Here is a 20646-nt window from a genome sequence, read left to right on the forward strand (position 1 = left end):
AAAAGGCTGTGTTCCTGTTGCACCGCGCCCGGGATGATGCTCATATAGGTAACGATTCCGAAGGCCGGCGGATCACCGGCCGCCAGCACCATGTTTCCCGAGAGCACGAGGCGGTTTCCGAAGGGATTCATGCAAATCGTCAAACGCGCCGGTCCCCAGCCTGGCGTTGGAAAGCCGTTACATTCCATGGATTCGATAGATCCCAATCCGCAGGGCCAGACTTTTGCGGTCGAACGCAATCCCCGCCTGCGCTACATCATCCCCGCCGTGGTCGCCGTCGCCTTCCTAATGGAGCAGCTGGATTCGACCATCCTCGTCACCGCCGTTCCCGATATCGCCAGGAGCCTCGATACGACGCCGCTTCGCATGAATCTGGCTGTCACGACCTATATTCTGACGCTTGCCATGTTCATTCCGGTGAGCGGCTGGTTCGCGGATCGCTTCGGCGCCCGGCGCATCTTCACGCTTTCCCTCTTCATCTTCACCATCGGCTCGATTCTCTGCGGCCTGGCGACCAGTCTGCCGATGCTCATCGCCACGCGCGCGCTGCAGGGCTTCGGCGGCGCCATGATGACGCCGGTCGGGCGCCTCATCCTCATCCGCAGTTTCCCGCGCAGCCAACTCGTGACTGCCATGACCTACATGACCTTGCCTGCTGTCATGGGGCCCGTCATCGGCCCGGTGCTCGGCGGCTTCCTGACAACCTATCTGTCCTGGCGCTGGATCTTCTGGGTAAATCTGCCCTTCGGGCTGATCGGCATGGCCATGGCGCTGCGCTATGTCGAGGATACCGAACGCGACGCGACCATCAGATTCGATTTTCCCGGCTTCGTCATGGTCGGCCTCGGCTGCCTGCTGCTGCAATACGGCATCGAGAATATCGGCCGCCCTGCAATTCCGGTCTGGGCCATCTTCCTCACGCTTGCCGCCGCCGGCCTGCTGCTGGTCGGCTTCATCCGCTACGCCAGAACAGCGGAATCTCCGGCCGTGGATCTCACCCTCTTCAAGCTGCGCACCTTCCGCATCGGCACTCTTGCCGGCGGCATCTGTCGTGTCGGGCTGAATGGCGTGCCCTTCCTGCTACCGCTCATGCTGCAGGTCGGCTTCGGCTTGAGCCCGATCGTCTCGGGCTCGCTGACCTTCGTCAGCGCCTTGAGCGCGCTTGCCGTGCGGCCGGTCTCGGCAAAACTGCTGAAGCTCTATGGCTTCGATCGCATGCTCACCTGGAGCGCCGTGTTCGGCGCCGCCGTCGTGGCAGGCTTCGCATTGATCACGCCCGACACGCCGCACTGGTTCATCATCGTCTATGTTTTCATCTTCGGGCTGGCGCGGGCCGGTCAGTTCATGACGTCCAATACCCTATCCTATTCCGATACCCCTGCAGCACAGCTCAGCCGCGCCACCAGCTTGGGCGGCGTACTGCAGCAATTGAGCGTCAGCTTCGGCGTCTCCGTCGCCGCCATGCTGCTGGGGCTGGTGACCTTGGATGGATCGCCGCTGACGCCGGAGAAATTCCACATTGCATTCTTGCTGATGGCCGTGATCCCGCTGCTCGGCATACCCGGCTTTCTGAAGTTGCAGCCTGAGGATGGCATGCAGGTGAGCGGCCATCAGCGGCTGCCGAAGACATGAAACGGAGATAGAGGCGTTTACGCCGCGAGCGCCGAAGACCGTGGATGCACAAGATGATCGCGCAGCACCGCACCCGAGCGATCGACCTCCTGCATCAGCACGTCATAGCTCCAGAGATCGGCCAGATGCTGCAGCACGCGCTTGGCATCCATATCGTCGAGCATCGCGCCGTTCAGCACCGTGTGCTTGACGAGCAGCCGCCTGTCGCCGGCAAGATCGACATCGACGATCTCGATATGCGGATCGATCCAGCCAACATCATATTGTCGCGACAGCTCGCGTCGGATGCGTCGGTAGCCGCGCTCATCATGAATGGCTGCAACCCTCAGCCCCTCTTCCTCCTCGGGATCGTCTGTCAGCTGGAACATGCGCATCTTGCGCATCAGGTGCGGGCTGAGGAACTGCGCCACGAAACTCTCGTCGCGATAATTGACCCAGAGATCTCGCAGCACCGCCATGGCATCGCCGGTGCCGGCGATCTCGGGGAACCACTGGCGATCCTCCTCCTCCGGCTTCGTCACGATACGCTCGATATCCTGCATCATCGCAAAACCGATCGCGTAAGGATTGAGGCCGGAATAGCGGGGATCGTTGAAGGTCGGCTGGAAAACCACGTTGGTATGCGATTTCAGGAATTCCAGAAAATCGCCGTCGCCGATGCCGCCGAGCTCATGCAGCCGCGTCATGATGCGATAGTGCACATAGGTCGCCGTGCCCTCGTTCATCACCTTGGTCTGGCTCTGCGGATAGAAATATTGCGCGACATGCCGCACGATGCGGATGATCTCGCGCTGCCAGGGTTTCAGCCGCGGCGCCATCTTTTCCAGGAAGTAGAGGATGTTCTCCTGCGGCAGACCGGCCAGCGCACGCCGGCGCTCCAGATCGAGATCATGGGTCTTCTTGCCGGAGCCGGCCGGAACCGTGCGCCAGAGATCGTTGAAGATCTTCTCGTCATATTCGCGCCGCTCGCGCTCGCGTCTCTCCTCGTCGCGCAGGTCCGGCGTCTTCTTGCCCGCATAGCGATGCACGCCATGCGACATCAGCGCATGGGCGGCATCCAGCGTGCGCTCGACGGCAGCGTGTCCATAGCGCTCCTCGCAGCGTGCTACATAGCTCTTGGCGAAGTTGAGATAATCGAGAATGCCTTCGGCATCGGTCCAGAGCTTGAAGAGATAATTGTTCTTGAAGAAATGATTATGGCCGAAGGCGGCATGCGCGATGACGAGCGCCTGCATCGTCGCACTGTTTTCCTCCATCAAGTAGGAAATGCAGGGCGAGCTGTTGATGACGATCTCATAGGCAAGGCCGCGCAGGCCCTTGCGATAGAAAGCTTCGTGATGGGCGAAATGCTTGCCGAAGGACCAATGCTTGTAGAATAGCGGCATGCCGATCGAGGAATAGACGTCGAGCATCTGCTCGGCAGTGATGATCTCGATCTGGTTGGGATAGACATCGAGACCAAGCTCGCCAACGGCGATCTTCTCGCAGGCATCGTGAATTCGCTGGATGGTGGCGAAATCCCAGTCCGCGCCTTCGAAAAGCCGCTCCATCGATGCCTTCTTTGCCATCATCCGCTCCTTGTTTCCGCCGTCCGGCGCTGGAAGAGATCGTGGAAGACCGGATAGATCTGGCTGCGATCGCTGACACGCCGCATGGAAAGCACCGGCCAGCCTGCCTGCAGCCGTTCGTAGAGCGACCAGATCGCCGAGCCGGACGAGATTGCGACGCTGCGCGATTCTCCCACTTCGAGATAGGCGAAATATTGGCAGACGGGCAGGATCTCACTCGTCATCAGCGCGGCCGTCGTCGCATTGTCGGAATAGGCATTGTCGCCATCCGACGCCTGCGCGGCATAGATGTTCCAGTCGGAGGCCGGGAAGCGGTCCCGCACGATCTGCCGCATCTGCTCGAGCGCGCTCGAAACCTGAGTGCCGCCTGTTGCCGGGCTGCGGAAGAAGGTCTCCTCGTCCACCTCCTCGGCGACGTCAGTGTGGCGGATGAAGACGATCTCCACGCGGCGATACTGCCGGGTCAGGAAGATGTAGAGCAGCATGTAGAAGCGCTTGGCGAGATCCTTCATATGCTCGGTCATCGAACCGGAGACGTCCATCAGACAGAACATGACGGCCTGTGCCACCGGTTTCGGCTCGTTCTCGAAACGACGATAGCGGATGTCGATCGGATCGATATAGGGAATGCGCCGGACCTTCGATTCCAGCCTCTTGATCTCTTCTTCGAGCTGTGCGCGGCGCTTCTCATCCGTGCACTCCTCGGCCTCCTCGATGAGCTTTTCGACCGTTTCCGGCTTCGGGCGATGCAGCGCGACGCGGCGCATCATCGCAAGCCGCATCGTGCGGTTGATGGCGAGATTGGCGGGAGATCCCGTCACCGAGTAGCCTGAGCGCACCGGGTTGATCTGATCCGCCGACATTAGGCGGCGTTTGGCAAGATCGGGCAATTCGAGATCATCGAGGAAAAGATCGAGGAACTCATCCCGCGTCAGGATGAAGCGAAAGGCATCCTCACCCGAGCCGTCACCACCGGCGCGACCCTTGCCGCCGCCACCTTCTGGCCGCGGCAGAACATCGCCTTCGATGAAGTCCTTATTACCGGGAAGAATATGCTCCTTCAGGCCTTCGGGGCCACGATGGAACCGAGGTTCCTCGGTTCCATCCAGGGGAATGCTGACTTCGCCACCCTTCAGAATGTCCTGAATGTCGCGATTTTGAGAGGATTCATAGACCGCTCTCTGCACCAGCGCTTTTGCTCTTCGCAAAAATCGTTGACGATTTTCCAGACTTTTTCCGCCTGGGTTCAGGCGTCTGTCAACAATGTGCATTCCTTCTTCCTTGGTGGCTCATCCCGCCTGTTTCACACGCATGTACCATTCCACAAGGCGCCGGACCTGCCGTTCGGTGTAACCCCGCGCGACCATCCGCTCGACGAATTCGCCATGTTTCTTCTCCGTCTCGCCATCCTTCTTGGAACCGAACGAAATGACGGGCAGAAGGTCCTCGACCTGAGAGAACATCCGCTTCTCGATGACTTCACGGATCTTCTCGTAGCTGGTCCAAGACGGGTTCTTGCCGCCGTGGCTCGCTCGCGCCCGCAGGCAGAACTTGACGACCTCGTTGCGGAAGTCCTTCGGATTGGCGATGCCTGCCGGCTTTTCGATCTTGGTAAGCTCCTGGTTCAGAAGCTCGCGGTCGAGAAGCTGGCCGGTATCCGGATCCTTGAAGTCCACATCCTCGATCCAGGCGTCAGCATAGTCGACGTAGCGATCGAAGAGGTTCTGGCCGTAATCCGCATAGGATTCCAGATAAGCCTTCTGGATCTCGTTGCCGATGAACTCCGCATAACGTGGTCCGAGTTCGCTCTTGATAAACTCGATATAGAGCTTCTCGGTTTCAAGCGGCAGCTGTTCGCGGCGGATTGCCTGCTCCAGCATGTACATCAGATGCACCGGATCGGCACCGACTTCTGTCGTATCGTAGTTGAAGGTCGCCGCCAGCACTTTGAAGGCAAAACGTGTGGAGGCTCCATCCATGCCTTCGTCGACGCCTGCCGTATCGCGATATTCCTGCACGCTGCGCGCTCTCGGATCGGTCTCCTTCAGGCTCTCGCCGTCATAGACCCGAAGCTTGGAGAAGGCTGTCGAATTCTCGTGCTTGGAAAGCCGCGTCAGAACCGTGAAGCGGGCGAGCGTTTCCAGGGTCGACGGCGCGCAGGGCGCGTCGCTGAGCTCGGATTCCTCGATCAGCTTCTCATAGATCTTCTGCTCCTCGGTGACCCTGAGGCAATAAGGCACTTTCACCACGCAGATGCGGTCGATGAATGCCTCATTGTTCTTGTTGGCCTTGAATGTCTGCCATTCCGACTCGTTTGAGTGCGCGAGGATAATGCCGGAGAAGGGTATCGCACCGATATTTTCCGTACCGATGTAATTACCTTCCTGCGTCGCCGTCAGCAGCGGGTGCAGCATCTTGATCGGCGCCTTGAACATTTCGACGAATTCGAGAATGCCCTGGTTGGCACGGTTCAATGCCCCGGAGTAGCTATAGGCATCCGGATCATTCTGCGCGAGACTTTCGAGTTTGCGGATATCCACCTTGCCGACCAGCGAGGAGATGTCCTGGTTGTTCTCGTCGCCCGGTTCTGTCTTGGCGACGGCGATTTGCCGCAGCCTCGAGGGCTGTATCCTGACGACGCGAAAGCGGGAAATATCGCCTTCGAACTCTTCCAGCCGCTTGAGGCACCAGGGGCTCATGAGCCCGGTCAGACGCCGGCGCGGAATGCCATAGCGCTCCTCGATCATCGGCCCCATGGTGACGGGATCGAACAGGCTGAGCGGGCTTTCGAAGACCGGACTCAGCTCGTTTCCGGCCTTCAGCACATAGATGGGATGAACTTCCATCAATGATTTCAGCCGCTCGGCAAGTGATGACTTGCCGCCGCCGACAGGCCCGAGCAGATAGAGGATCTGCTTGCGCTCCTCCAGCCCCTGGGCCGCATGTCGGAAGAAGGCGACGATGCGTTCGATCGTCTCTTCCATGCCGAAAAAGCCCGAAAAAGCCGGATAGGTCCGGATGGTCCGGTTCATGAAGATACGCCCAAGCCTTGTATCCTTGGCCGTATCGATCAGCAGTGGTTCGCCCATGGCTGCCAGTAGCCGCTCTGCCGCATTTGCGTACATCAGCGGATCATCCCGGCAGGCTTCCAGGTATTCTGAGAATGACATCTCGACTTCGCGCCGTGCTTCAAAAGTACGGGCGAACGTGTTGAACAGAACATCGTTGTTTAACATGGCGCCTCGGTAGCTTGCTATTGCAATTAACGCCGGCTTTTACGAGATCACTTTATCCCGCTGTATCTAAAGTGCGGTATGACTCGTTTCGAATCAATAGGTGATCTGTCAATAATTCGTACGCTTGATTCCAAATGTCATCAATATCTTGATGGGGTCATGCACCGAATTAATGAAACGCAACCACGAAGTTGTTGCGGTGGCGCAGCACATCCAATGGTTACGCAACCTCAATCGACCTATTGCCGCATATTCTTGCAAATACACGATCTCGGCGAGGAATTGATCGAAGCCAGCGTCGAGCTTCATTGTCCGCATGATTGGGGAGAAAAGATGGTGCCCAGAGCCGGAATCGAACCAGCGACACGCGGATTTTCAATCCGCTGCTCTACCAACTGAGCTATCTGGGCATCCGTGCTTCGCGTCGAGAGAAGAGCCGTGAAAGGCGCTGGGCGGTTGGTTCACCCCGGAAGCGAGCGGGGTTATAGCATCTTGTTCGGCCATGTCCAGCCGCAAATGACTCTTTTTTGACAGGAAATCGAATTTTGCCAATTCGCGAACAAAATGAAGAGGTTCGCAATATCGAACCTCTTGGAAAACCTCATTCAGTCCTGATCGGAGCCGTCGGCCTTCGTCTCGTCCTCGGTCACGGGAATGGCATAGGAGCCGTTGAGCCACCGCGAGAGATCGACGGAGCGGCAGCGATCCGAGCAGAAGGGATAATGCTCACGCAGTGAAGGGCGGCCGCATTCCGGACAGGGACGCGCCTTTCGCAACGGCTCGACCTTCGAACCGACCTTGATCTCTTCAGCTTTCGTCATGACAACTATCCTTCCTGCCATCCGGCGTGGACATCGAAGCCCTCGCCTGCCAGCAGCAGCATGGTTTCATAAAGCGGCAATCCGACGACATTGGTGTAGGAACCGACAAGCTTCTGCACGAAGGAACCGGCAAGCCCCTGAATGCCATAGGCTCCAGCCTTGCCGCGCCACTGGCCAGAGGCGAGATACATGTCGATATCACGACGGGAGAGACGCTTGAAGCGAACCTTGGTCTCGACGACCTTTTGCCGCGCCTTGCGGTCCGGCGTAATCAGGCAGATGCCGGTATAGACGACATGGCCGCGGCCGGAGAGCAGATGCAGAGCAGCAGCAGCCTCGTCCACGAATTCCGCCTTCGGCAGGATGCGCCGCCCGACGGCGACGACCGTATCGGCCGAAAGGATATAGCTCCCCTGCCAGGCGGCATCGCTCTTGATGGCCGCAAAGGCGGCATCACCCTTCTCCGCCGACAGCCGCCGCGCCAGCGAGCGCGGATGCTCCGACTTCTTCGGCGCCTCATCGATATCCATCGGCATGAGACGCGCGGGCTCGATGCCTGACTGATGCAGGAGCTCGACGCGACGTGGCGATCCGGAGGCCAGTATCAGCTTGTGTTTCAACGCCATCAGATCTCGACCTGTCATGCGGGAATGAGAGCCGGCTCCGGAGCATGATGCCGAAAATATCGGCGGCATCCGGCTCCAGCGAGCGGCGGACTACTTGAAACGGTAGGTGATGCGGCCCTTGGTCAGGTCGTAAGGGGTCATTTCCACCAGCACCTTGTCGCCGGCCAGAACGCGGATGCGGTTCTTGCGCATGCGGCCCGCGGTGTGGGCGATGATCTCGTGCTCGTTTTCCAGCTTCACGCGAAAGGTCGCGTTCGGCAGGAGTTCGGTGACGACACCGGGAAATTCGAGGACTTCTTCTTTCGGCATTAAAGCTTCTTTTCCTGTCGGTTGGGGCCAGCGCCCATGCCAAAAAAGCGGGGGTCGCCGGAAATTTGCGCGGAAACTACACAATCGCCGCGGTTTTGTGAACCACGTTGATAAGGGTTTCTGCATTTGTTTCGCTTGCGGCTCTAAAGCGAGCCACGATGTTCCACAAGCCTGCTCTCGATGAGACCGAGAAGATAGTCCCTTACGCCGCGATAGGCATCGAGAATCTGCTCGCGCGTTCCGTCCGTGGCGGAGGGGTCTATCGTCGGCCAATAGATGACGTCGACGGCGTTGGCCCGTGTCAGCTCCAGCGCGGCGTGATGTGCCTCGGGAGAGAGCGTGATGATGACATCGAAGAAATCATCCTCCAGCTCTTCCATGGTCTGTGGCTGGCGCCGGCCGAGCGAAAGCCCCATCTCGGAAAGCACGACATCGACGAAGGGATTGCGCTCGCCGGCCCGCACGCCGGCCGAGGCGATATAGGTGCCCTGCGGCAGCATCTGCCGAGCGATCGCTTCGGCCATCGGCGAACGGATGGTATTCAGGCCGCACATGAAGAGGATGGCACCGGGGGATTTGCCCCCGGACGACCTGCCATTGTGCTCGATCGCCTGTGGCTCGTCCATGGCAGTCACCCGCGCCAGTAGAGCACGCAGACGAGCGTGAAGAGCCGGCGCGCCGTATCGAAATCCACGCTGATCTTGCCGTTCAGCCGGTCCATCAGCGTCTGCGAGCCTTCGTTGTGGATGCCGCGCCGGCCCATGTCGATCGCTTCGATGCGGCTTGGCGTGGCCGAGCGGATCGCCTCGTAATAGCTCTCGCAGATCATGAAATAGTCCTTCACGATCCGGCGAAACGGCGTCAGCGACAGAATATGGGTGGCGACAACGCCACCATCTTCCATGCGGATGTCGAAGACCAGCTTCTGCTCGACCAGCGAAAGGTTCAGCAGATAGGGCCCGCCCTCGTGTCCGACGGGCGCGAAGCTGTTTTCCTCGATCAGGTCGAAAATGGCGACGGCGCGTTCATGCTCGACATCCGGCGTCGAGCGGCCGATCGTGTCGTCCAGGACCACATCGCTCAGCCGGAAGACGCCCTTTGCCATGCCTTACCCCTCGAGATTGAGGCGGATCGCGACCGACCGCGCATGTGCATCCAGCCCTTCGGAATTGGCAAGCGCGATCGCCGCCGGCCCAAGCGCGCGAAGCTGCTCCGGCCCAAGCCGCAGGATCGAGGTGCGCTTGACGAAATCGAGCACCGAGAGCCCGGACGAGAAACGCGCCGAGCGGGCCGTCGGCAGCACATGGTTTGAGCCGCCGACATAATCGCCGATCACTTCGGGCGTATGACGGCCGACGAAGATCGCGCCGGCGTTACGAACACCGGCCAAAAGCGGCTCGGGATCATCGACCGCAAGTTCCAGATGCTCGGCCGCGATTCTGTTGGCAAGCGGTATCGCCTGCTTCAGATCGGAGACCAGGATAACGGCGCCGAAATCCCGCCAGCTCGCCGCCGCCGTCTGCGAGCGGCTCAGCCGCTTCAGCTGCCGCTCGACCGCCGCCTCCACCGCCCTGCCGAATTCGGCATCGTCGGTGATCAGGATCGATTGCGCGCTTTCGTCATGTTCAGCCTGAGCTAGCAGATCGGCGGCGATCCAATCCGGATCGTTATTCTTGTCGGCGATGACAAGCACTTCCGACGGGCCGGCGATCATGTCGATGCCGACGGTGCCGAACACCTGGCGCTTGGCTGCCGCCACATAGGCGTTGCCGGGCCCGGTGATCTTGTAGACCGGCTTGATCGTCTCGGTGCCATAGGCAAGGGCCGCGATCGCCTGCGCACCGCCGATACGGTAGATTTCCTCGACGCCGGCCATGCGGGCGGCGGCAAGCACGGCCGGATTGACGGCGCCGCCCATTGTGGGGACGGCGATGACGATACGCTCGACGCCGGCGACCTTGGCCGGCACGGCATTCATCAGCACCGAGCTCGGATAGCTCGCCGTGCCGCCCGGCACGTAGAGGCCGACGGCCTCGATCGCCGTCCAGCGCGACCCCAGGCCGACGCCGAGATCGTCCTCATAGATATCGTCCTTCGGCAGCTGCCGGCGGTGATGCGATTCGATGCGGGTAGCGGCAACCTTCAGCGCGCCAAGCACTTCAGCCGGAACGGCCGCGATCGCAGCGTCGATCTCGGCTTCGGTGACACGCATCGGCGTTACGGCAAAATCGACGCCATCGAATTTTTTGGAATAGTCCGCAAGGGCTGCATCGCCGCGCGCCCGCACATCATCGATGATGCCGCGCACGACCGCATTCACATCCTCGGACACTTCCCGCTTGGTCGTCAGGAATGCGGCGAACTGCTGCTCGAACCCTTCCGACGCCTGATCCAGCCAGATAGCCAAACTGATATTCCTCTTTCACTGCGGCCGCCTGCGGCGGCAAAAATCCAACCGTTGCTATCTATTCGCCCGCGTCGGGATGTCGAGGCTTATGGGCCGTTTCCCACGCGCCGCCAATATCCGCGAGCTGGGCCTCGATGCATTCGACATCGAGCGCAATCGTAGCGTTGGCGGCAAGGGCAAGCTCGATCGTGCCGTCCGGGCCCTCGCCCTTCTGCTCGAAGCGGATTGCGAGCAGCGACAGAACTTCGTCGCGGTTACGCCGGTCGAAGCCGTTGGAACGCACGGCCTGCACACGCTTGAACACCAGCGCGGAGCGATGGCGTTCGTAGGGCTTGCTGCGCTGGTCCGACTGCTCCCAGACGAAACGATTGGCCGCGAGCGAAAACTGCTCCTGCTTCGGCGCAAAGGACATGTCGCCGACCTTGAAGACGCTATCCTGCATATAGGCAGAAATGACATCCAGGTCCTCGGTGTCGAGTGCCATTAGCTTGAGATCGCTCATTCGTCCTTTTATCCCTAATCACGCCAGTCAAACGGCCGGCAAGTGCCATTGCCGAGAATTCCTTGTGATGGACATAAAATGCGAGCGCAAAAGACGCAACCGAAGAAAGCGGGCTTGCCGGCTCTCTTCGCGCCGACGGATGGAAATAAGCCCGATCATCCAAAATGCTGTCGCGCTTTTGCGACAGCGGAATGCTGAAAACCGGAGAACTGTCCGGCGAGAACGCGACGAACTTAGTCGCTGATGCGCTCGACGATGGCGCCGCAGCGCGTCAGCTTGTCTTCCAGCCGCTCGAAACCGCGATCCAGGTGATAGATGCGCGACACCAGCGTCTCGCCTTCGGCGGCAAGGCCGGCAATGACGAGCGAGACGGAGGCGCGAAGGTCGGTCGCCATCACGGGCGCGCCCTTCAGCTTCTGCACGCCTTCGACGCGGGCGGTCTGACCGGAAAGAGAGATCTTGGCGCCGAGGCGGGCGAGCTCCTGCACATGCATGAAGCGATTTTCGAAGATGGTCTCGGTGATGTTCGAGACGCCCGACGAGCGGGTCATCAGCGCCATGAACTGTGCCTGCAGGTCGGTCGGGAAGCCGGGGAATGGATCGGTGACCACGTCGACCGGCTGGATGCCACCGCCATTGCGCATGACGCGGATACCGTTGTTGGTCGGCGAAACCGTAGCACCGGCGCGGCGCAGGCTTTCGAGCGCCGTGTCGAGCAGCGCCACATCGGTATTTTCGAGTGTGACGTCGCCGCCGGCCATGGCGACGGCCATGGCATAGGTGCCGGTCTCGATACGGTCGGGCAGCACGCGGTGACGCGCGCCGGAGAGCGAGGTGACGCCCTCGATGGTGATCGTGCTCGTGCCGGCGCCGGAAATCTTGGCGCCCATGGCGATCAGGCAGTTGGCGAGATCGACGATCTCGGGCTCTCGAGCCGCATTGCCGATGATTGTGGTGCCGCGGGCAAGCGTGGCGGCCATCATCAGCACATGCGTCGCGCCGACGGAAACCTTCGGGAAGTCATAGCGGGCGCCGATGAGGCCGCCCTTCGGCGCCGTGGCATTGATATAACCGCCGTCGATTTCCATAGTGGCGCCGAGCGCCTGCAAGCCTTCGATGAAGAGATCGACCGGACGCGTGCCGATGGCGCAACCGCCGGGCAACGACACGCGCGCCTGACCTTCACGGGCGAGCAGCGGCCCGATGACCCAGAAGCTCGCGCGCATCTTGGCGACGAGCTCGTATGGTGCTGTCGTATCGACGATGGTGCGGCAGGTGAAATGGATCGTGCGGGAATAGCCGTCTTCCTGGCGCTCGCGCCGGCCGTTGACGGCGACATCGACGCCGTGATTGCCGAGAATGCGCATCAGGAGCTCGACATCGGCGAGATGCGGCACGTTTTCGAGCGTCAGTGTATCGCTTGTCAGCAGCGAGGCGATCATCAGCGGCAGGGCGGCATTCTTGGCGCCGGAGATCGGAATGATACCGTTGAGCTCATTGCCGCCGACAATCCTGATACGATCCATATAAGCAATACGGGCGAAGCCCGCCTTTCCTGATAGTTCCGAGCGCCCAGGTTGCGGGCGCCAAGTTTCGTGCACCTTGGTAAAAGGCGCTCTTTAGACGAAATAGATTAACGCATCAATTCGTTTGATGATGGGCGACATCAATCATTGCGATTCGTCCCTTTTTACGGCGGTTTCAGCACTATCCACAGGCTTTGCGGCCGACAAACCATCCGTCTCGTCCGCCTGGCCTGCGCGCCGCGCCCGCACCTGCTGCTTGCGCCGAGACAGATTCTCCCGCAGCTTCTGCGCCGCCCGCTCGCGCCGCCGATCCGCTTCCGTGACCTGCCTGCCGCCCACGGGCTCGCCCGCCTCGTCGCCGACCCCGCTTGGAGCAGAACCACCCTGCAAAGCCTGCCCGTCATCGATTTTCGTCTTGTCCGCACCCATGGCTTCCTCATAGCGGAAAACCTTAGGCGCCAAAAGACCGACACATTTTTTCCAACGATCTTTCAAAGAACTTTCAATTTGCGGCTTGCACTCGGCCCCGACCTATGGCAATAGCCGCCTCGCCCAATATGGCGCACCAAGCGGCGCCACGGATTGCTGCTATAGCTCAGGGGTAGAGCACTCCCTTGGTAAGGGAGAGGCCGAGAGTTCAAATCTCTCTAGCAGCACCAGTTTTTTCTCCGCTACTTTTCATCACTCAAGGCTCTTTGGCTTTTCAGACACCGGTTTGCTACAGCCGTTACCCGAGGCTCTAACGTTCCGCTTAACAACCGAGAACTTTAGGGCGGTACAAATTGCTGAGACGCTACCACCTTACGGTTAGTTTGGTATAACCTTGCGCAAGCGGACCAGCCGCTTGTAGCAGACAGGAGTGACCGGGCATGGCCTTGGAGATTGTGGTAACTACCAGCCGTTGGAAGAATGATCCGACATCCCGAGCGCTGGTCGGCTATCTTCAAGAAAATCAATCCGTATTAGGCCTCAACGATGCCGTTATTTATTACGATTTTCCAGCATATGTTGACTATGAGGCCTCTCTTTTTCGACCGGATGTGCTCATTCTTTCGCCCTCACATGGCTTTGTTGCAGTGCGGGCTTTGGACAACTCAATGTTCCAACGATCGAAGGAGACACTTAATGAGATCGATGCCGCACTCGATGACTTTTCAAGTAACTTGCATTCTCGCCTCATCCGTAGCCGCGAACTTCGTCGCAGCCGAACATCGTCCGTTGTCGAGATCCACACAATAATACTCCTTAGTCCTGACATTGGGGTATCAACCGCTGAAAGCGACAGTATAGAATCCACAGTCTGCGCGAGTTTGGAATCCCTTGCTGAGGTTCTCAAACGCGTCAGAGGAGAGCCGCTCGATGCTCCCATTGTTGCAGAGGTACGCTCTGTCGTAGAGGGAGCAAAGGCTCTAACGAAACCGTCAAAGCGGATCATCGAAGATGCAGTAAAGCAGCCGCTTGCAGCAGCGTTAGCTAGGCTGGAAAATGAGATAACGAACTTCGATGAGAAGCAACGGCGTATTGCGCTGGTGGACGTTGGCGGGCCTGCGCGCATAAGAGGGCTTGCGGGTTCAGGGAAGACGGTCATCCTAGCGATGAAAGCCGCTCACATCCATCTCACTAATCCCGACAGCTTAATCCTCATTACTTTTTATACGAAAAGCCTCCGAGCGACCATCAAGACGTTGGTCACCAAGTTTTATAGACTCTACTCTGACAGCGACCCGGATTGGAAAAAAGTTCAGATTCGTCACGGATGGGGTGGTGCTAGCGTACCCGGCGTTTATTCAGATGCCTGTATGCGGAGCGGGCGACCAGCTCTAACATTGCCCGAAGCGAAACGCCTAGCAAAACGTGGCGAGACCGCATTTGGAGCCGCTTGTGCGGACCTCTTGAACAGCAATGCGGTTCGCCCATACTACGACTACGTCTTGATCGATGAGGGACAAGATTTTCCCGACAGCTTCTATCGGCTCGCGTTTCACCTCGCGAAGGGAGAACGAGACAAAAAATCGGTTATTTGGGCTTATGATGAACTTCAGGACATCTTGAATGTGAAGATTCGCCAGCCGATCGATCTATTTGGGCGGGATGAGAATGGCATACCTCTAGTTGATCTAGACAGAACATCTAACCAGGTTCCGCCTGGCGCAACTAACGACGCCGTGCTTAGCAAAGCATATCGAAATCAACGGGACGTTCTGGTTTCGGCACACGCCTTGGGGTTTGGCGTTTACAGCAATAGCGTCGTACAAATGCTAGAAAGCGCTGAGCATTGGGAAGATGTCGGGTACGAAGTACTATCCGGTCCTCTCCAAACCGGTAAGCCCGTTGAAGTCCTCAGGCCCGATCGAAATAGCCCTCTCAACATCGCAGACATTCCTGGCTGGCCTACTATTGAAACCTTCGTTGCAAGAAACCTCGAAGAAGAAGTTGATTGGGTTCTTGCACAAATCGCTTCATTCATTGGCGGAGGCCTAGAGCCTGATGAGATTCTGGTGGTTGCCCTCGATGACCGTCATGCGCGAGGATACCTCACTCGGATCGCCGAGGGATTATCATTAGTCGGCGTGTCGTCAAACAACGTAATTGCAGACCCTTACAATGAACCACCCTTTACAATTTCAGGCAAAATCACGCTATCGACTGTTTATCGAGCGAAAGGCAACGAAGCTGCGGCTGTGATTGCGGTCGGTATTGACGCCGTCGAAACGAGATTAAGAGATGGGCGAAACAAAATCTTTACGGCCTTTACACGGTCAAAAGCGTGGCTACGTGTCAGCGGCGTGTTTCGGGCAGGGGCACCGATCATAACGGAGCTGCAAACCGCCATCGCGAACGCTCCGAAAATAAGCTTCGTTATGCCTGACTTGAACGAAATCGAAACAATTCAGAGAGGATTCAGTAAGAAGCAAACTGCTGCACGGGCAGCGAGAGAGCAATATCTCAAAAAGCTTAGAGATGCCGGATTCTCCGATGACGAGATAGAGGAGGAAATGCAGCAAGGGCTTATAAATGAATAAAGCAGAATGGATGGCGCAAATCCGCAAGGTCTGGGACTATACAAAAGCCTTGCATGTTGACGAGATTTTTTCTGGCCCCGTAGCTCTTGAAGTGTCTGAAGACTTCAAAAGGGTAGCCGTCGATCCAAACTCGACTTACGAAGACCTTTATCTGATCGGACTTCGCGAATCCCAGTATAATATTCTGCTCAGGGATTACTCCTTCTTTCAATTCGGAGTTGGTGGTAACGACGGGGTTCGATTTGCGTACTATCCTAATCCGTTTTTCGGCGCATCCAAGACTGCGGTAGCTGAACTAACGGAAATGCAAGAATTCGTAGCAGAAGGGATCATCGACGTTGATGAGTTTCTTCACCGTGCTTCAGAAGTTAGGCGCCCCCAACATCCTCCTTTGGTCCGGTATGATTATGCGTTGGATCAATATGTCGAAGCAACGCATCCTTGTTCACATCTCCATCTCGGATTTCACGGGGAAAACAGATGGGCGGTCCGGCGGTACCTCACGGTTACCGCCTTTGCGCTGCTCGTATTTCGGCTTTTCTATCTCGAGCACTGGATGACGGCCGAACTGGTGCGGAGCGGTGAACAGGAATTAACGATGGATAGGCTTCTTGAAATCGCTAAGACCGAATCCCGACTGCTTTATGCCAATGAATTTTCCGAAGCTGAGGGACGTCGTTTTCATCTAGCTTAACGTCTTCCAAAAGGTCGTTAACACGATCGCCGAGCCGTGTCTTATCTTCGTGGCAATTGAAGCGATATTCAGCGCAAACAAAGATGTTGTTGGCACTGGGCAGATTCTCCACCCCAATTCCGCTGCAATCCCCCGTTTACCCTTCTCCCATCACATCCATCCTGGCCCGGGAGAAAAGCCTCAATGTCGAAACTACGCGTCGCCGTTCTGTTTGGCGGTCAGTCCAGCGAGCATGAGGTTTCCGTCATGTCGGCCCGCAATGTCGTCAAGGCGATCGATCGCGCGAAATATGAGATCGTGCCGATCCTGATCGATCGCGCCGGGCGCTGGCTGCTGGTCCAGGAAAAGGGCGGCGTGCTGCCGGAGCCGATTGCCTATGAGGGCACAGAAGTCTGCCTGGTTCCGGGCGGCAAGGGCCGGCTGATGGCGCTGGAAGGTGCCGGGGCGCGCGAGCTGCCGGCGGTCGACGTGCTGTTTCCGGTGCTGCATGGGCTGAACGGCGAGGATGGCTCCATTCAGGGCCTTGCCCAGATCGTCGGCCTGCCCCTCGTCGGCTGCGGCATTCTGGGCTCGGCCAATGCGATCGACAAGGATATGGCAAAGCGCCTGCTGCGCGAGGCCGGCCTGCCTGTTGCCCTCTCGGTTACGCTGACGCGTGGCGAAAAGCCCGATTTCGATGAGATCGTGAGCGCGCTCGGCTCACCCGTCTTCGTCAAGCCCACGCGCCAGGGCTCGTCGGTCGGCGTCAGCAAGGTGCAGGATGCCGCAGCCTTCGAGAGCGCGCTGGCCGAGGCCTTCCGGCATGACTGCAAGGTGCTGGTGGAAGAATTCGTGCGCGCCCGCGAGATCGAATATGCGGTGCTGGAGCAGCCGGATGGCACGCTCTTCGTCTCCGTGCCGGGCGAGATTGCGACGGCCGCGACCCACGGCTTCTATTCCTACGAGGCGAAATATCTCGACCAGCATGGCGCCGTCGTCACCGTGCCGGCGGATATTCCGGCCGGGACGGCGGAGGCGATGAAGCGCATGGCGGCGGATGGTTTTCGCGCGCTCGGATGCGAAGGGCTGGCGCGCGTCGATTTCTTTTTGCGGCCGGATGGCAGCGCCGTCATCAACGAGATCAATACCATGCCCGGCTTCACCAATATCAGCATGTATCCCAAGGCCATGAGCGCCTCGGGCATTTCCTATCCGGAGCTCATCAGCCGCCTGATCGAGCACGGGCTTGCGCGGGCGCGGCAGGGCTAAATCAGGTAACACTGCCCGCCGTCAGACCTTTTCCGTCTTCTTCACCTTGACCTTCGGCTCCACCGGCGCATCCGGCGTCGGCGCCAGGAGCTTTCTGAGCGAGGCGATCTTATCCTTGACCAGCGGGCGGAAGCGGCTGGCGCGATAGGGCATGTCGGCGGCGCCATAGCCTTCCGGCCCGTCGTCATTGCCGCGATGGATTTCCTCCAGCTTCACGCCGATGAAGGTGCCGTCGACATAATGCGTGTACTCGCCGACCCAGCGGATGGTGTAGATCGTCCCCTTGCGGATCAGCTGATCGATGCTGACATGCTTGAATTTGTCGTCGATGCAGACGACCTTCTGGCCCACATGGAAATCGTAACTCACCCTGCCCTCCTTGAAGCGACCGAAGCGATCCGCCGCGCCGTTCACTTACAAGCATATCCGCATATGCGCCAGTGGGTAAACGCGGGCAGACGTCGCAGCCCGGGTGGATGAAATGGCAGGCAGTTGCATATGGACAGATGAGCCCCTCATCCGTCCTCTCACAGTTTCGCTTCGCTCAACTGCTCTAGTCCACCTTCTCCCCGCCCCTTCGACAGGCTCAGGACGGGGCGAAGGGGCTTGGCGGGATCGCCCCCTCTCCCTGTCAAAACGGGGAGAGGGTTGGGGTGAGGGGCATTTTTATATTTCATATCCGACGGCCCGACATGACTCGGTGACAAAGCAACCCGTTGACATCCTTCATGGAAGGCTGAAGATTGCGCTTCGTCCGAGCCGCCGCAAGGTCTCACGTCCATTTCCATATCCGATACCCGCAAGGCCCGCTGAAGGCTTTTCCGCCAATGCCCACTCTCCGCCTCATTGCCGACGATTTGACCGGCGCGCTCGATACCGCCGTCGAATTCGTCGGTGTCTACGGGCCAATCGCGGTCGAGCGCAGCGATGCTCTTTCCGCGAAGCTGCCGGATTGCCTGGCGATCGACAGCGGCACCCGAGAGAAAACAGCCGCCGAAGCAGCTGATATCGTCGCCGGCATTGCGCCGCTGCTGCAAGGCGCCGATCTTGCCTTCAAGAAGGTGGACAGCCTGTTTCGCGGCCCCTGGGCGGCGGAATTGGCCGCCTGCTTCCGGCTCGGCCACTGGCGGCATTGCATCCTCGCGCCGGCCTTTCCGCATCACGGGCGGCATACACGCGGCGGCCGGCAGGTGCTTTATGCCGGCAAGGACGCCTGGCGCGACATCAGCGGCGATCTCGTCACGCATTTGCGAGCCGAGGGATTGCCGGCCTTCAACACGACGCTCGATAACCTCGAAAACCAGCCCATTCCGGATGGCATCCATGTTTTCGATGCACATACGGATGACGATCTCGATGCCGTCATCGCATGGGTATCGTCGCAGATGGAAGGGCCGGTCCTCTGGAGCGGCACCGGCGGTCTCGCCCGCGCTCTGGCACGCAATATCGACCGGGCAATGCACCACCGCTCTCACGCCAGGAAGAACGAGAGCAAACGCTACCCAACGCTATCGGTCCCCATCTCGCGCAAGCTGCAAAGGCCGGTGCTTGGCCTGTTCGGCTCGGATCAGCCGATCACGTTGGCGCAGCTCCAGGCTTGTGGCCCCAATTGGTTGAAGCTCGGCGAAGGCGCTGATGCCGACGCCATCGACAATCAAATTCAGCAAAGTGGCGTCGCCATGGTAAGCCTCGATCTGCCGACAGGGCTTGAGCGCGATGATGCTGCAAGACGGATCGCGGCGAGCTTCGGCGGCATGGCCAAGACGCTGCCGGCCCCAGGCACATTGATCGTCGCCGGTGGCGAGACCCTGCGCAATCTCTGCTCGGCGCTCGATGTGGCAGCCCTCAGCATCACCGGCCAGGCCGCACCCGGCCTCCCCCGCTCGACGATTGTCGGCGGTGCCTGGGAAGGAACGACCGTCATCTCCAAATCGGGTGCCTTCGGCGGCCCGACCCTATGGCGCGACCTCCTGAATGAAAACGGGCTGATTGCCGGAGGAGAAGAACCATGACGCGGCATCTGGCGATCACCATGGGCGACCCCGCCGGCATTGGCCCGGAAATCATCGTCAAGGCAGCAGCCCGCTTGAAGGATCGGCTTGGACAAGGTAAGTTAAAACTTACAATTATCGGCAGCGGCCCGGCCCTGCGGCTCGCCGAGCAGCAGCTTGGCCTCGATATCGAGATTCCCGAGACTGAGATGCAGGGCGACTGGCCGAACCTCTGCTTCATCCAGGCCGATGCCGAAGGAGAGCCGATCCTGCCTGGCCGGCTTTCCAGCGATGGTGGCCGCATGGCGTTCAAGGCAATTGAGAAGGGCGTCCAACTCGCCATGTCAGGCAAGGTCGGCGGCATCGTCACGGCGCCGCTCAACAAGGAAGCGCTGAACAAGGCCGGCTTTCATTATGCCGGTCATACCGAGCTGTTGGCGGAACTGACCGGCGCGCGCGGCTCTGTCATGATGCTCGCCCATGGCAATATGCGCGTCAGCCACGTCACCACCCATGTCGCGCTGGAGGATGTGCCGAAGCGCCTGACGCCCGAGCGACTGCGGCTCGTCATCGATCTCACGCACAAGGCCCTCAAAAACCTCGGCATCGCCAGCCCGAAGATCGCCGTTGCCGCGCTTAATCCGCATGCCGGCGAAGGCGGTCTCTTCGGCCGGCAGGATATCGACATCTCCGCGCCGACCATCGCCAAGGCAGTCACCGACGGGCTCGATATTGTCGGTCCCGTCCCCGGCGACACCGTCTTCGTCAAGCTGCGTGCCGGCCAATATGACGCCGTCATCGCCATGTATCACGATCAGGGCCATATTCCGGTCAAGCTGCTGGGTTTCGAGATCGATCCCGCGACGGGCAAATGGATGGATCTTTCCGGCGTCAACATCACCCTCGGCCTGCCGATCGTGCGCACCTCGGTCGATCACGGCACCGCCTTCGACATCGCCGGCAAAGGCATCGCCAATGAACGCAGCCTGATCGAGGCGATCGAGTTCGCTGAGAGGTTGGCGATGAACGATTGAGCTTGGTGCCGCATCGGCCAAATACCTCT

19 protein-coding genes and 2 tRNA genes are annotated in these 20646 nt (G+C 59.2%); 7 read left to right on the top strand and 14 right to left on the bottom strand.

The annotated features are described in order from the left end of the window. Positions 1-186 precede the first annotated feature (186 nt). Positions 187-1632, top strand: a complete 1446-nt coding sequence (locus RTCIAT899_RS15670; protein ID WP_015341217.1) for a DHA2 family efflux MFS transporter permease subunit — start codon at positions 187-189, stop codon at positions 1630-1632. A 17-nt stretch (positions 1633-1649) separates the two neighbouring features. Here the strand turns inward: RTCIAT899_RS15670 and RTCIAT899_RS15675 are convergent, their stop codons facing one another. The 13 genes from RTCIAT899_RS15675 to RTCIAT899_RS31670 form a co-directional block, all read right to left on the bottom strand. Beyond that, positions 1650-3200, bottom strand: coding sequence for a SpoVR family protein (locus RTCIAT899_RS15675; RefSeq protein WP_015341218.1), 1551 nt, complete (start codon positions 3198-3200; stop codon positions 1650-1652). Continuing rightward, positions 3200-4471 (bottom strand): YeaH/YhbH family protein, encoded by a 1272-nt coding sequence (locus RTCIAT899_RS15680; RefSeq protein WP_015341219.1) that lies wholly within the window; start codon positions 4469-4471, stop codon positions 3200-3202. Before RTCIAT899_RS15680 ends, RTCIAT899_RS15675 begins: the two co-directional genes overlap by 1 nt. Before the next feature lie 18 nt (positions 4472-4489). Then, positions 4490-6436, bottom strand: coding sequence for a PrkA family serine protein kinase (locus RTCIAT899_RS15685; protein ID WP_015341220.1), 1947 nt, complete (start codon positions 6434-6436; stop codon positions 4490-4492). A 334-nt stretch (positions 6437-6770) separates the two neighbouring features. Beyond that, positions 6771-6846: transfer RNA gene (locus RTCIAT899_RS15695), tRNA-Phe, on the bottom strand. Positions 6847-7041: 195 nt separating this feature from the next. After that, entirely contained in the window at positions 7042-7257 is a 216-nt protein-coding gene (gene yacG, locus RTCIAT899_RS15700; protein ID WP_015341221.1) for a DNA gyrase inhibitor YacG, read from the bottom strand. Positions 7258-7262: 5 nt separating this feature from the next. Further along, positions 7263-7883: a Maf-like protein gene (locus tag RTCIAT899_RS15705; protein WP_041677682.1), complete on the bottom strand. Its 621-nt coding sequence runs from the start codon at positions 7881-7883 to the stop codon at positions 7263-7265. A gap of 90 nt (positions 7884-7973) precedes the next feature. Beyond that, positions 7974-8192 carry a translation initiation factor IF-1 gene (gene infA, locus RTCIAT899_RS15710; RefSeq protein WP_004117876.1) on the bottom strand — a complete coding sequence of 73 codons (219 nt, stop codon included), beginning with the start codon at positions 8190-8192 and terminating at the stop codon, positions 7974-7976. A 143-nt stretch (positions 8193-8335) separates the two neighbouring features. Beyond that, entirely contained in the window at positions 8336-8818 is a 483-nt protein-coding gene (locus RTCIAT899_RS15715; protein ID WP_015341223.1) for an arsenate-mycothiol transferase ArsC, read from the bottom strand. A gap of 5 nt (positions 8819-8823) precedes the next feature. Beyond that, positions 8824-9297: a UPF0262 family protein gene (locus tag RTCIAT899_RS15720; protein ID WP_015341224.1), complete on the bottom strand. Its 474-nt coding sequence runs from the start codon at positions 9295-9297 to the stop codon at positions 8824-8826. Positions 9298-9300: 3 nt separating this feature from the next. Further along, positions 9301-10599, bottom strand: coding sequence for a histidinol dehydrogenase (gene hisD / locus RTCIAT899_RS15725; RefSeq protein WP_015341225.1), 1299 nt, complete (start codon positions 10597-10599; stop codon positions 9301-9303). Between the two features lie 58 nt (positions 10600-10657). Then, entirely contained in the window at positions 10658-11101 is a 444-nt protein-coding gene (locus tag RTCIAT899_RS15730) for a DUF2948 family protein (protein WP_015341226.1), read from the bottom strand. Between the two features lie 233 nt (positions 11102-11334). Beyond that, entirely contained in the window at positions 11335-12627 is a 1293-nt protein-coding gene (gene murA / locus RTCIAT899_RS15735; protein ID WP_015341227.1) for a UDP-N-acetylglucosamine 1-carboxyvinyltransferase, read from the bottom strand. 144 nt (positions 12628-12771) lie between these two features. Further along, positions 12772-13056, bottom strand: a complete 285-nt coding sequence (locus RTCIAT899_RS31670) for a hypothetical protein (RefSeq protein WP_244441421.1) — start codon at positions 13054-13056, stop codon at positions 12772-12774. A 155-nt stretch (positions 13057-13211) separates the two neighbouring features. Between RTCIAT899_RS31670 and RTCIAT899_RS15745 the strand changes: the two genes are divergently transcribed. The 4 genes from RTCIAT899_RS15745 (at position 13212) to RTCIAT899_RS15760 (ending at position 17592) form a co-directional block, all read left to right on the top strand. Further along, positions 13212-13286, top strand: a tRNA-Thr gene (locus tag RTCIAT899_RS15745). Between the two features lie 210 nt (positions 13287-13496). Then, positions 13497-15650, top strand: a complete 2154-nt coding sequence (locus RTCIAT899_RS15750; protein ID WP_015341229.1) for a DEAD/DEAH box helicase — start codon at positions 13497-13499, stop codon at positions 15648-15650. Then, a complete protein-coding gene (locus RTCIAT899_RS15755) occupies positions 15643-16344 on the top strand; it encodes a DUF2290 domain-containing protein (protein ID WP_015341230.1) in 702 nt (233 codons plus the stop codon). The genes RTCIAT899_RS15750 and RTCIAT899_RS15755 overlap by 8 nt, the downstream gene beginning before the upstream one ends. Positions 16345-16527: 183 nt before the next feature. Beyond that, a complete protein-coding gene (locus RTCIAT899_RS15760) occupies positions 16528-17592 on the top strand; it encodes a D-alanine--D-alanine ligase family protein (RefSeq protein WP_015341231.1) in 1065 nt (354 codons plus the stop codon). A 21-nt stretch (positions 17593-17613) separates the two neighbouring features. On the opposite strand, the gene RTCIAT899_RS15765 is transcribed toward RTCIAT899_RS15760, so the two are convergent. Continuing rightward, a complete protein-coding gene (locus RTCIAT899_RS15765; protein ID WP_041677988.1) occupies positions 17614-17961 on the bottom strand; it encodes a CAP-Gly domain-containing protein in 348 nt (115 codons plus the stop codon). A gap of 458 nt (positions 17962-18419) precedes the next feature. Here RTCIAT899_RS15765 and RTCIAT899_RS15770 point away from each other — a divergent pair, with 458 nt between their 5' ends. Both RTCIAT899_RS15770 and pdxA read left to right on the top strand, forming a co-directional pair. Continuing rightward, entirely contained in the window at positions 18420-19604 is a 1185-nt protein-coding gene (locus RTCIAT899_RS15770; protein WP_015341233.1) for a four-carbon acid sugar kinase family protein, read from the top strand. Further along, positions 19601-20617, top strand: a complete 1017-nt coding sequence (gene pdxA, locus RTCIAT899_RS15775) for a 4-hydroxythreonine-4-phosphate dehydrogenase PdxA (protein ID WP_015341234.1) — start codon at positions 19601-19603, stop codon at positions 20615-20617. The genes RTCIAT899_RS15770 and pdxA overlap by 4 nt, the downstream gene beginning before the upstream one ends. Positions 20618-20646 lie beyond the last annotated feature (29 nt).

Origin of the sequence: Rhizobium tropici CIAT 899 (assembly GCF_000330885.1) — a bacterium.
GTDB lineage: Bacteria > Pseudomonadota > Alphaproteobacteria > Rhizobiales > Rhizobiaceae > Rhizobium > Rhizobium tropici.

What these genes read in the sequence shown, in the direction of transcription:
- RTCIAT899_RS15670 (WP_015341217.1), top strand. Translation starts at nt 187, where the DNA reads ATGGATTCGATAGATCCCAATCCGCAGGGCCAGACTTTTGCGGTCGAA.
- RTCIAT899_RS15675 (WP_015341218.1), bottom strand. Translation starts at nt 3,200, where the DNA reads ATGGCAAAGAAGGCATCGATGGAGCGGCTTTTCGAAGGCGCGGACTGG.
- RTCIAT899_RS15680 (WP_015341219.1), bottom strand. Translation starts at nt 4,471, where the DNA reads ATGCACATTGTTGACAGACGCCTGAACCCAGGCGGAAAAAGTCTGGAA.
- RTCIAT899_RS15685 (WP_015341220.1), bottom strand. Translation starts at nt 6,436, where the DNA reads ATGTTAAACAACGATGTTCTGTTCAACACGTTCGCCCGTACTTTTGAA.
- yacG (WP_015341221.1), bottom strand. Translation starts at nt 7,257, where the DNA reads ATGACGAAAGCTGAAGAGATCAAGGTCGGTTCGAAGGTCGAGCCGTTG.
- RTCIAT899_RS15705 (WP_041677682.1), bottom strand. Translation starts at nt 7,883, where the DNA reads ATGGCGTTGAAACACAAGCTGATACTGGCCTCCGGATCGCCACGTCGC.
- infA (WP_004117876.1), bottom strand. Translation starts at nt 8,192, where the DNA reads ATGCCGAAAGAAGAAGTCCTCGAATTTCCCGGTGTCGTCACCGAACTC.
- RTCIAT899_RS15715 (WP_015341223.1), bottom strand. Translation starts at nt 8,818, where the DNA reads ATGGACGAGCCACAGGCGATCGAGCACAATGGCAGGTCGTCCGGGGGC.
- RTCIAT899_RS15720 (WP_015341224.1), bottom strand. Translation starts at nt 9,297, where the DNA reads ATGGCAAAGGGCGTCTTCCGGCTGAGCGATGTGGTCCTGGACGACACG.
- RTCIAT899_RS15730 (WP_015341226.1), bottom strand. Translation starts at nt 11,101, where the DNA reads ATGAGCGATCTCAAGCTAATGGCACTCGACACCGAGGACCTGGATGTC.
- murA (WP_015341227.1), bottom strand. Translation starts at nt 12,627, where the DNA reads ATGGATCGTATCAGGATTGTCGGCGGCAATGAGCTCAACGGTATCATT.
- RTCIAT899_RS31670 (WP_244441421.1), bottom strand. Translation starts at nt 13,056, where the DNA reads ATGGGTGCGGACAAGACGAAAATCGATGACGGGCAGGCTTTGCAGGGT.
- RTCIAT899_RS15750 (WP_015341229.1), top strand. Translation starts at nt 13,497, where the DNA reads ATGGCCTTGGAGATTGTGGTAACTACCAGCCGTTGGAAGAATGATCCG.
- RTCIAT899_RS15755 (WP_015341230.1), top strand. Translation starts at nt 15,643, where the DNA reads ATGAATAAAGCAGAATGGATGGCGCAAATCCGCAAGGTCTGGGACTAT.
- RTCIAT899_RS15760 (WP_015341231.1), top strand. Translation starts at nt 16,528, where the DNA reads ATGTCGAAACTACGCGTCGCCGTTCTGTTTGGCGGTCAGTCCAGCGAG.
- RTCIAT899_RS15770 (WP_015341233.1), top strand. Translation starts at nt 18,420, where the DNA reads ATGCCCACTCTCCGCCTCATTGCCGACGATTTGACCGGCGCGCTCGAT.
- pdxA (WP_015341234.1), top strand. Translation starts at nt 19,601, where the DNA reads ATGACGCGGCATCTGGCGATCACCATGGGCGACCCCGCCGGCATTGGC.